This is a genomic window from Variovorax sp. WDL1, assembly GCF_001541225.1.
In the GTDB taxonomy this organism is placed as follows: domain Bacteria; phylum Pseudomonadota; class Gammaproteobacteria; order Burkholderiales; family Burkholderiaceae_C; genus Variovorax.
Genome location: NZ_LMTS01000172.1, coordinates 85,012 through 95,441, shown reverse-complemented (window position 1 = coordinate 95,441; position 10,430 = coordinate 85,012). Strand labels below are relative to the sequence as shown.

Annotated in this window: 11 protein-coding genes and 1 pseudogene; 11 read left to right on the top strand and 1 reads right to left on the bottom strand. The window is 68.0% G+C overall.

The window, feature by feature from the left end; all coding sequences use genetic code 11:
* The 9 genes from APY03_RS45720 to APY03_RS24090 form a co-directional block, all read left to right on the top strand.
* The coding region (locus tag APY03_RS45720) for a hypothetical protein (RefSeq protein WP_198161288.1) at positions 1–122 on the top strand (122 nt) is incomplete at its 5' end.
* A gap of 1 nt (position 123) precedes the next feature.
* Positions 124–1,068 carry a LysR family transcriptional regulator gene (locus tag APY03_RS24125; RefSeq protein WP_068680807.1) on the top strand — a complete coding sequence of 315 codons (945 nt, stop codon included), beginning with the start codon at positions 124–126 and terminating at the stop codon, positions 1,066–1,068.
* Entirely contained in the window at positions 1,065–1,688 is a 624-nt protein-coding gene (locus tag APY03_RS24120; RefSeq protein ID WP_068680805.1) for a paraquat-inducible protein A, read from the top strand. The genes APY03_RS24125 and APY03_RS24120 overlap by 4 nt, the downstream gene beginning before the upstream one ends.
* On the top strand, positions 1,685–2,347 hold the full coding sequence (locus APY03_RS24115) for a paraquat-inducible protein A (RefSeq protein ID WP_232081310.1): 663 nt from the start codon (positions 1,685–1,687) through the stop codon (positions 2,345–2,347). Before APY03_RS24120 ends, APY03_RS24115 begins: the two co-directional genes overlap by 4 nt.
* Positions 2,344–3,963, top strand: coding sequence for a PqiB family protein (locus APY03_RS24110; protein ID WP_068680803.1), 1,620 nt, complete (start codon positions 2,344–2,346; stop codon positions 3,961–3,963). The genes APY03_RS24115 and APY03_RS24110 overlap by 4 nt, the downstream gene beginning before the upstream one ends.
* Complete coding sequence (locus APY03_RS24105) at positions 3,960–4,583, top strand: PqiC family protein (RefSeq protein WP_068680801.1); 624 nt, start codon at positions 3,960–3,962, stop codon at positions 4,581–4,583. The genes APY03_RS24110 and APY03_RS24105 overlap by 4 nt, the downstream gene beginning before the upstream one ends.
* A gap of 11 nt (positions 4,584–4,594) precedes the next feature.
* The gene (locus tag APY03_RS24100) at positions 4,595–5,137 is read left to right on the top strand and encodes a methylated-DNA--[protein]-cysteine S-methyltransferase (RefSeq protein WP_068680799.1); all 543 of its coding nucleotides are present in this window, start codon (positions 4,595–4,597) and stop codon (positions 5,135–5,137) included.
* A gap of 121 nt (positions 5,138–5,258) precedes the next feature.
* Positions 5,259–6,365: a DegT/DnrJ/EryC1/StrS family aminotransferase gene (locus tag APY03_RS24095; protein WP_198161287.1), complete on the top strand. Its 1,107-nt coding sequence runs from the start codon at positions 5,259–5,261 to the stop codon at positions 6,363–6,365.
* Between the two features lie 79 nt (positions 6,366–6,444).
* Positions 6,445–7,392 carry a glycosyltransferase family 2 protein gene (locus tag APY03_RS24090; RefSeq protein WP_068680797.1) on the top strand — a complete coding sequence of 316 codons (948 nt, stop codon included), beginning with the start codon at positions 6,445–6,447 and terminating at the stop codon, positions 7,390–7,392.
* Between the two features lie 18 nt (positions 7,393–7,410).
* Here APY03_RS24090 and APY03_RS24085 read toward each other — a convergent pair whose 3' ends face one another.
* Positions 7,411–8,448 (bottom strand): endonuclease/exonuclease/phosphatase family protein, encoded by a 1,038-nt coding sequence (locus APY03_RS24085; RefSeq protein ID WP_068680795.1) that lies wholly within the window; start codon positions 8,446–8,448, stop codon positions 7,411–7,413.
* A gap of 218 nt (positions 8,449–8,666) precedes the next feature.
* Between APY03_RS24085 and APY03_RS24080 the strand changes: the two genes are divergently transcribed.
* Both APY03_RS24080 and APY03_RS40520 read left to right on the top strand, forming a co-directional pair.
* Positions 8,667–9,926, top strand: a complete 1,260-nt coding sequence (locus APY03_RS24080; RefSeq protein WP_068680793.1) for a putative Na+/H+ antiporter — start codon at positions 8,667–8,669, stop codon at positions 9,924–9,926.
* A 156-nt stretch (positions 9,927–10,082) separates the two neighbouring features.
* Positions 10,083–10,430: pseudogene (locus APY03_RS40520) on the top strand (hypothetical protein); the annotation flags it as partial.

Here is a 10,430-nt window from a genome sequence, read left to right as displayed (position 1 = left end):
AAGCCGCAACGACGCTGGAGGTGGGCGCGGTCGCGCTGGTTACGCACGACCGCGACTTCTCGCGTCTTGCGGGCCTCCGCGTGATCCTCGGCGAGCCGGGGCAGCACGAGGCACGCAACTGACATGCCCCGCACCGACGTCAACCGCTCCGGCGAAATGGAAGCCTTCGTGCAGGTGGTCGACCGCGGCAGCTTCTCGGCCGGCGCACGGGTGCTGGGCATGACGCCTTCGGCGGTCAGCAAGCTGGTGGCCCGGCTCGAGGCGCGGTTGGCGACGCAGCTGGTTCATCGCTCCACCCGCAAGCTGCAGCTCACGCCCGAGGGCCAGAATTTCTACGAGCGCAGCGTGCGCGTGCTCGCCGACATGGACGAGGCCGAGCGCTGCGCCGCCGCCGGTGCAGCGCCGCGCGGGCGGGTGCGCATCAATGCCAGCTACTCCTTCGGCCATTGCGTGCTGATACCGCTGGTGCCGCGTTTCCTGGAGCTGCACCCGCAGGTCACCCTCGACATCGTGCTGACCGATCGCGTGGTCGACTTGATGGACGAACGCACCGACATCGCGATCCGCTGGGGCCCGCTGCCGCCCTCCGACCTGGTGGCGCGCCATCTGTTCGACACCGCACAGGTGATCGTCGGCTCGCCCGGCTACCTGGAGCGCTACGGCACGCCGCACACCCCCGAGGAACTGGAGGCGCACAACCGCATCGGCTCCACCTACCGGCGCCACGTGGCCGACTGGCCGCTGCTGGTAGACGGACGCCCGCTCGACATGCCGGTGATGGGCAGCGTGCGCGCCGGCGATGGCGAGACGCTGCGCCGGCTGGTGCTGGAGGGCGTGGGCCTGGGGCGGCTTTCGCTCTATCACATCCAGCCCGACATCGACGCCGGGCGGCTGTTGCCGGTGATGGAGGAGTTCAACCCGCGCGACACGGTGCCGATCCATGCCGTCTACCTGGGCAAGGCCGGGCGGCTGCCGGCGCGCATCCGCGCACTGCTCGACTACCTGGCCGCGCGGCTCGCCGACAATAAGCCGCAACGGGCCGCCGGCCCCCGCCATTCACGACCATGAAGGAAGTTCCCGAAGCCATCGTCTGCGAAGGCTGCGACGCGGTCTATCACCGCAAGCGCCTTCGCCGGCGCGAGGTCGCCCGCTGCAGCCGCTGCGGCACCGAGCTGGACCGGCATGCCGGCGACCAGGCCGCGCGCGTGCTCCCGCTTACCGTCGCCAGCCTGCTGCTTTTCGCGATCGCGAACTTGTTCCCGATCGTCGAGATCCAGGTCACGGGCCTGCACAGCCAGACCACCCTTGCCGGTGCCGTGGTGGCGCTCAGTACCGAAGGCATGTCGCTGGTGGCGTTGCTGGTGCTGGCCACCACCATCCTCTTCCCACTGGCGCAGCTGTGCATCCTGTTCTACCTGCTCGTGCCGATGGCCCGCGAGCGGCAGCCGGCCGGCTTCGGCGTGCTGGTTCGGATCCTGCAGGTGGTTCGGCCATGGGGCATGGTCGAGGTGTTCCTGCTGGGCGTGCTGGTCGCCATCGTCAAGCTCTCGAGCATGGCGCAGGTGGTGGCGGGCCCGGCGCTGTGGGCCTTCATGGGCCTGACGGTGCTGCTCACCTCGGTGCTGTCCTTCAATCCGCGCACCTTCTGGGAAATGGCGGTCGAACCCCGGCCGGGGCAGAGCCCGTGACCATCCAGACCGCCGCCGAGCTCGGCCTCCTGGCGTGTCCCCACTGCGGCACCGTCTGGCGCGACGCTGCGCAGGGCGAGCCCTGTGCGCGCTGCGCCACGCACCTGCACAGGCGCAAGCCCCAGAGCTTCCAGCGCACCTGGGCTTACCTGATCGCGGCCTGCATCATGTACGTGCCTGCCAACCTGCTCCCGGTGATGATCACCAAGAGCCTGCTGGGCACGCAGCAAGACACCATCCTTTCCGGCGTGATCTACTTCTGGGTCTCGGGGGCCTACGGGCTGGCGGCGATCATCTTCATCGCAAGCTTCCTGGTGCCGCTGTTCAAGCTCACGTCGCTGATCCTGCTGGCCGTCCTGGCCCAGCGCCACAGCGACTGGCGCCAGCCGGAGCGCGCCAGGCTCTACCACGCGCTCGAGATCATCGGCCGCTGGTCCATGCTCGACGTGTTCGTCGTTTCGCTGCTGGCCGGCCTGGTGCGCATCCAGGGATTCGCCGAGATCTCGGCGGGCGTCGGAATCGGAGCCTTCGGGGCGGTCGTCGTGCTGACCATGCTGGCCTCGCTGAGCTTCGATCCGCGGCTGACCTGGGACACCAAGGACGTGATGGAAGACCAGGAAGCCGTGACTCGAATGCCGAACAAGGAAACAGCCGCATGAGCGCAGAGGACAAGCCACCGCTGCCCAGCCCGGTCGTCGTCAGGCGCCGGAACTGGCTGCCCTCTCTGATCTGGCTGATCCCCATCGTCGCCGCGCTGGTCGGCGTCGCGCTGGTGGCGCGCATCCTGATCGACCGCGGGCCCGAGGTGGTGCTGACCTTCAAGACCGCCGAGGGACTGGAGGCCAACAAGACGGCCGTCCGGTACAAGAACGTGCAGATCGGCACCGTGCAGACCATTCGCCTGGCCAGCGACCGCTCCAACGTGCGCGTGGTGGTTCAGCTCAACAAGGAAGCGAGGAGCTTCACCGCGCAGGACACGCGCTTCTGGGTGGTGCGCCCGCGCCTCGACACCTCGGGCATTTCCGGCCTGGGCACTTTGCTCTCGGGCGCCTACATCGGCGCCGACGCCGGCACCTCCGAGGAGACGGCGAGCGAGTTCACCGGACTGGAGGCGCCGCCCATCGTCACGCGCGATGCCTCGGGCAAGCAGTTCCTGCTGCGCGCGCGCGACGTCGGCTCGCTGGACATCGGCTCGCCGGTGTACTTCAGGCGCATCAAGGTCGGCCAGCTCGCGGCCTACGAGCTCGACGGCGATGGCCGCGGGGTCACGCTGCGCGTGTTCGTCAATGCGCCCTACGACAAGTTCGTCGGTGCGAACACGCGCTTCTGGCATGCCAGCGGGCTCGACGTGCAACTCGGCGCCAACGGGGTGAAGCTGCGCACGCAGTCGCTGGCCACCATCGTGCTCGGCGGCATCGCCTTCCAGGCGCCGGACGATACGCAGGGCCCGGTCGCGCAGGAGAACACGACCTTCGCGCTGGCCGAGGACGAGGCGGCCGCCATGAAGGAGCCGGACGGGCCTTCGCAACCCCTGCTGATGCACTTCAACCAGTCGCTGCGCGGGCTGTCGCCGGGCGCGGTGGTGGACTTCCGCGGCGTGGAGATCGGCGAGGTCAAGTCCATCGGCGTCGAGTTCGACCCGCAGGTGCGCGAGTTCAAGATGCCGGTGCTGGTCCAGGTCTACCCGGACCGGCTGCGCCGCCGGAGCCAGGGATCGCAGGAATCGCGCTACACCCAGGCCGAGCGCCTGAAGTTCCTGATCGACAAGGGGTTGCGGGCGCAGCTGCGCACCGGCAACCTGCTGACCGGGCAGGTCTACGTGGCGCTCGACTTCTTCCCCAAGGCGCCGCCGGCGAAGATCGACATCGACCAGAACCCGATCGAGCTGCCCACGGTCGCCAACAGCCTGGACGAGATCCAGGCGCAGGTGGGCGACATCGCGCGCAAGCTCAGCAAGGTGCCCTTCGAGGAGATCGGCCGCGATCTGCGCAAGACGCTGGCCACGCTGGACAAGACCCTGGTCAGCGCCGAGCAGCTGGCCGCGAGCCTGAAGAACGACGTGAGCCCGGAGATGGCCGCCGCGATGAAGGACGTGCGCAAGACGCTCAACAGCGCGGAAAAGACACTGGCCGACGATTCGCCCCTGCAGCAGGACATGCGCCAGACGCTGCAGGAGGTGACGCGCGCGGCGGGCTCGCTGCGCGTGCTGACCGACTACCTCGAGCGCCATCCCGAGTCGCTGCTGCGCGGCAAGCCGGAGGACAAGAAGAAATGAACACGATCCGAGCACGCGGCCTGGCATGGGTCGCTGCCGCCATGCTGGCCGCCTGTGCCAGCCCCGCGCCCCGGTACTACAGCCTGGCCGATACCGATGCAGACAAGGCGCGATCCGGCGTCACCGGGAGCGCCGCCGGTTTCATCGAGCTGGCGCCCATCGCCATGCCCGAGCGCTTCGCGCGCCCGCAGCTGGTGGTGCGGCAGAAGGAGGCGGGCGCGGGGCCGGAGGTCGATGTCCTGGAGCAGCACCGCTGGTCCTCCTCGTTCGAAAACGAGTTGCGCGATGCGCTGGCCAGCGGCATTGCACAGCGCCTGGGGGCCGTCGATGCGACCAAGAGCGGGCGTCCGCGCGGCCAGCCGGTCACGCGCATCGCAGTGCAGCTGCGCCAGCTCGACGCGGTGGAGAGCAGCCGCGTCGACGCCGGCTTCAGCTGGACCTTGCGCCGTACCGAGGAGAGTCCCGCGGTCGCCTGCCAGCTCTTCGTGTCGGAACCGGTCGGCGGCGGCATCGACGCACTGGCCCGCGGCACGCAGCGCGCGACGGCGCAGCTCGCCGACGCCATTGCGCGCAGCGTCACCGCCATGCAGGCCAACGCAGCGAACGCATGCCAGCGTTGAAGAAGGTGTGAATGAACCTCGATGGCTACGCGCTGTTCGACACTGCCATCGGCGCCTGCGGCATCGCATGGGGTCCGCGGGGCATCGTCGGCGTGCAGTTGCCCGAGGCCGGGGAGGGCGCCACGCGCTCGCGCATGCAGCAGCGCTTTGCGCAGGTCCCCGAGGCGCTGCCGCCGGCTGCGGTACAGGCTGCCGGCGATGCGATCCGTGCCCTGCTTGCCGGTGAGCCGCGCGACCTGGCGGAGATCGTGCTGGACTATGAAGGCGTGCCGGACTTCCATCGCCGCGTCTACGACATCGCGCGCCGCATCGTGCCCGGCAGCACGCGCAGCTACGGCGAGATTGCCGCCGAGCTGGGCGACCGGCAGCTCTCGCGCGCCGTCGGGCAGGCGCTGGGCCACAACCCCTTCGCGCCGGTCGTGCCCTGCCACCGCGTACTCGCCGCAGGCGGCAAGCCCGGCGGTTTCTCGGCACATGGCGGCGCGGCGGCGAAGCTCAGGATGCTGATGATCGAAGGCGCGCGTCCGCCGAGCGATACCGCGCCCCTGTTCTGAGCGGCAAGCACGCCGGGCGCCCACACGTGTAGGCGGAGTCCCGCACCACGCAACGCCAAGATCATGTATCTGTTCGAAACGGAGTCCGCGACCCCCCTGGGCCGCATCAAGGGAGAACTCGATGTCGATCAGAGACAAGGACGATTTTCTGGTCTTCGGCTCGCCGAAGATCGAGGAAGGCGAGATCCGGGAGGTTGAGGCGGTCATGCGATCGGGCTGGCTCGGCACCGGCCCGCGGGTGGCGCAGTTCGAGCGCGAGTTCTGCCGCTACCGCGGCGCGACACACGGCGTCGCGTTGAATTCCTGTTCCGCCGCCCTTCATCTTTCGCTGCTGGCCTCCGGGGTCGGACCGGGGGACGAGGTCATCACGACGCCGCTGACCTTCTGCGCCACCGTCAACGCCATCCTCCACGCCGGCGCGACGCCGGTGCTGGCGGACATCGATCCCGACACGCTGAACATCGACCCCGCGCAGGTGCGCGCCAGGCTGAGTCCGCGCACGCGGGCCATCGTGCCGGTCCACTTCGCCGGGCGGCCCTGCGAGATGGACGAACTGATGTCGCTGGCGCGCCAGCACGAGCTCAAGGTCATCGAGGATTGCGCACACGCCATCGAGACGCAGTACCACGGCCGCAACGCCGGCACCATCGGCGACTTTGGCTGCTTCTCCTTCTACGTGACCAAGAACATCGTCACCGGCGAAGGCGGCATGGTCCTGGCCCGCAAGGAGGAGGACGCGGCGCGCATCAGGGTGCTTGGCCTGCACGGGATGACCAAGGACGCGTGGAAGCGCTTCAGCGACGAAGGCTACAAGCACTACTACGTGGTAGAGGCGGGCTTCAAGTACAACATGATGGACCTGCAGGCGGCGATCGGCCTGCAGCAGCTGACGCACGTCGAGTCGTACTGGCGTCGGCGCAAGCAGATCTGGGATCGCTATGTCCGCGAGCTGGCGGTGCTCCCGCTGACGCTGCCTCCGGCGCCGGCGCCCGACACGCGCCATGCGCATCATCTCTTCACCGTTCAGCTCGACGAGGCGCGTTGCGGCATCTCGCGCGACAGCTTCCTCGACGCCATGACTGCGCAGGGCATCGGCGTCGGCGTGCACTACCTGGCGCTGCCCGAGCACCCCTATTACCAGCAACGGCTGGGCTGGCGGCCAGAGCACACGCCGCATGCCACGCGCGTGGGCCGGCAGATCGTCTCGCTGCCGATCTCGGCAAGCTGAGCGACCGCGACGTGGGCGACGTCATCTCGGCGGTGCGGCTGATCCTGGAGCGGCATGCCGCGCTGGCGTCTGCCTCGCCGTGCTGATCTCCATCCTCATACCGGCCTACGCCCGCCCCGAGCAGTTGGCCGAGGCGCTGCAGAGCATCGCCCGGCAGGAGCGCTCGCTGATCGGCGAGATCCTCATCGGCGACGACAGCCCACGCGCCTGTTGGGACCGCAACCAGGCGGCCATCGCGCAGAGCGGGTTGGCGGAACTCATCGACTACCAGCCGAGCGAGCCCTCCAGGGGGACGTATCCGAACCAGTGGTTCCTGGCCTCGCGTGCAAAGTTCGACCACCTGCTGATCCTGCACAACGACGACCAGCTGTGCCCGGGCGCGCTGGGTGTGCTCGCGAATGCCTGCGCCAACGAGACCGATGCCCGTGTGAAGCTGTGGTTCGGCACCCAGCTGATCATGGACGAGGCCGGCGTGACCGACCCCGCGCGCACCAGCGCCAGCGACCAGTGGTATGGCAGGCAAGGCCCGGCCGCGACCCGGCCGGTGTGGGAATGGTGCCTGACGGAGTCCATTCCCTCCGATGCCTTCCTGGTGGAGAAGGCAAGCTACCTGCAGCACATGCGCGGCGAGCGCGACGGCAACGTGGGCGACTGGGGCTTCTCGGTGCGCCTGGCCAACAGCGGCGCCTGGGCGCATTTCGTGGGGCAGGCCGTGTCACGCTACCGGGTGCAGGCGGGGTCCGTCACGGTGGCGGGGCGCGGCGTGGACGCGCACCGCGCCTTCGAGCTCGCGTGCCAGCTTCGCGTGCCGCCCGAGCGCGAGGCCGAGAAGGGCCGCTTCTACCGCAACATGCGGGTGGTCGCCGTCCGCTACGCACGCGACGGCGAGCGCATGAACGCCTGGCGATCGCTGTTGTGGCCGGGCATGCCCTGGGAGCACCGCTTGTCCCTGCGCTACGGCGTGGTGCTCCTGATGCTGCTCACGCCCCGGCCGCTCTGGCTGTGGGCGTTGCACTACAAGAGCTGACCGGGGCCAGGCAGCGCGCTACATCGAGTCCCTGATCGGCCTGTGCTTGAAGACGGCACGGATGATGCCGTGGTCATTGGTGCCATCGGCCTTGTGCTTGTCGAAGTTGAGGTGGTCGTTGTTGATGGCCAGCCCATCGAAAAGCCACAACCGCTTGCGGCTGTTGTCGTAGAACTGCTCGCTGACCAGGATGTGGTCCAGCGACTCGCGGAAGTCCTGGTGCACATGGGTGTAGTAGACGTCGCGTGTGTCGCGGTACTCCTGGAGCGTCTGCGCTGTGTAGAACGCCACGTCCCCGCCGCCCACCGAGTCGCCGACCAGGTATCGCGGCTGCTCGGTCAGGATGTTGGCGGTGTTGCTCTGCTGGCCATCGTTGATGTCGCCCAGCACGATCACCGGCGTGTCGTTGCCCTTCATCTGTTCGGTCAGCAGAAAGCGCAGCGCGGCGGCCTCGGCGGTGCGCCGGATCGTCGACAGTGCGGCACCCAGCGCCGTCGAGTGCTTGCTGTAGCTCGGCTTGTCGGCCTTGAACCACGGCTCGTTGAAGACCTTGGTCGGTGCCTTCGACTTGAAGTGGCACACATACACATGGACGTCCGGCTCGTCCCTGCGCGGCTTGATCGTGAAATGCGCCACCGGCCTGGAGAAGCCGCGGATGCTGACATCGATCACCGGCGTCTGCGGATCGTCGCCGCTGGACTGGAGCTTGAACTTCGCGGGGAACTCGCTGATCCAGTCCGGCTCGCTGCTGAGCAGCCCCTTGCGCACGATCGCGGCGCAGACGATCTTGCGGCCGTCGGCATCGGGCGGCGCCAGCAGGTCGTATTCCTCCGTGAGACCTGCGTCGTCGAGCGCCCTGGCGAGCGAGTCCGCATGCCAGAGCTCCTGGAAGCCGAAGAGATCCGACTTCAGGCTGCTCAGCTGCCTCGCCGTCCAGGCGATCTTCAACTCGTATTCCTGCCGTGTCCAGCCGTCCCTGTCCGAGTAGAGCGCGCGGCCCGGCTCGTTGAGGTTGTAGAGGTTGAACGTGGCCAGGCTCAGTTCTTTCAGGTTCATGTCGTCCTCCTTTGGGCGCGGATCCAACTTGCCAGGAATTCATGACAAGGCTGCGAACCGCAAGCGCATTTGGCTTTCGAGCGCGCCCTCGCGCAACTACCAGATGTGGTAGGCCGCCGCTCCAGCCTGGTTAGACTACGGGTGGGTGTCACACATGGGGTGGGGCAGGTTTGTGCGATGGTCGGGCCGCCACGCAGCTTCCCCATGCCCCGCACCCGATGCCCCACCACACGATCGAGCTGATTGCTGCCGCTCTCTTCGCAATCGCGCTCATCCACACCTTTGCAGCCAAGCAATTCGAGCGGCTCTCGAAGCGCTTTCCCGGCCATGCCGGGGTTTTTCATCTCATGGGCGAGGTCGAGGTCGTCTTCGGCTTCTGGGCCATCGTGCTGGTGCTGGTCATGGCAGCCATCAGCGGCGGCGATCAGGCGCTGGCCTATGCCGAATCGCGGCAGTACACCGAACCTCTGTTCGTCTTCGTCGTGATGGTGGTGGCGGCATCCCGGCCCATCCTGCAGGCCGTGATTGGCGCCATCGACCTGCTAGCACGACGTCTTCCCGTGCGCACCTCCCTGGCGACCGCCTGGCTGGGGTTGGCGGCTGTCCCCATCCTGGGCTCCGCGATCACGGAGCCCGCGGCAATGACCATCGCCGCCTTGATGCTCGCGCCGCAGGTCTTCAGGCAAGATCTCCCGGAGCGGGTCAAGTACCTCGCGCTCGGCGTCCTGTTCGTCAATATCTCCATCGGCGGCACGCTGACTTCCTTTGCCGCCCCTCCTGTGCTGATGGTCGCCTCGACATGGGGCTGGGACAGCTGGTTCATGCTGGTCACCTTCGGGTGGAAGGCGGCAATTGCCGTGCTGGTGAACGCCACCGTGGCGACGGCGGTGCTTCGCAGCCACCTCTCTGCGGCGCCGGCGCCCGCGAACAGCGCAGCGCGGGAGAAGGTTCCCCTGCTCGTGATGGCGGTGCATCTGGGGTTTCTCGTCGGCGTCGTGGTCCTGGCCCATCATCCAGTTGCATTCCTGGGCCTGTTCCTGATGTTCCTGGGTTTCACTCAGGCCTATGAGCGCCACCAGAGCCCGCTCATCATCAAGGAAGCGCTGCTCGTGGCCTTCTTCCTTGCAGGCCTGGTGGTGCTCGGTGGCATGCAGCAGTGGTGGCTGCAGCCCATTGTTTCCGGCATGTCGCCGCAAGCGCTGTTCTTCGGGGCGACGGCACTGACCGCAGTGACCGACAACGCGGCCCTGACCTACCTGGGCTCCCTCATCACGGGAATCTCCGAGCCGGCCAAGTACAGCCTCGTGGCCGGCGCTGTCGCTGGAGGGGGCCTGACGATCATTGCCAACGCGCCGAACCCGGCTGGCGTGGCGCTGCTCAAGCGTGGCTTTTCCGATGAGACGATCAGCGCGGGCGGGCTGCTCCTGGGCGCCTTGTTTCCGACGCTGGTCGCCGTGGCAGCGTTCGCGCTTCTATAGCGGCAACTCTGGCGGCGCAGGGGGAAGCGAGCGTCTCAGGGCGTCGGATCGGTCCGACGATTCCCATAAGCTCGCGCGCGGCTCACCTACAAAACCGGGACGTAGCTGGCCTAGAAGCAAGGGCAGCGTGCATGTCGCCCTGCGCGGAGTACACCCGTGATCCCGCTGCCCGATGACGAAGTCTGGATCTTCAATGCCCTTCTTGCCACCTGTTCGATTGCGGTGGCTGCCTGGCTGCGCCCATGGCGCGCCGTACGTTCGAAAGGCCCGCCCTGGCTGTGGGTGTTCGTAGCGGCGGCGCTGCCGTGGTTCTGGGGTCTGGACCTCCACACCGGTGTCCCGGTCACGCTGCCGATGTCGATCGCGCCGCTGATGGTGCTGCTTTGCGGCTGGCCGCTCACGGTGCTGGCATTGGCGCCCATCGCCGCATTGACGTGGGTCGCGGGCGACACCGGCATGGCGGACGCGTTGACCCGTCTGGTATGGCTCGGCCTGGTGCCGGCG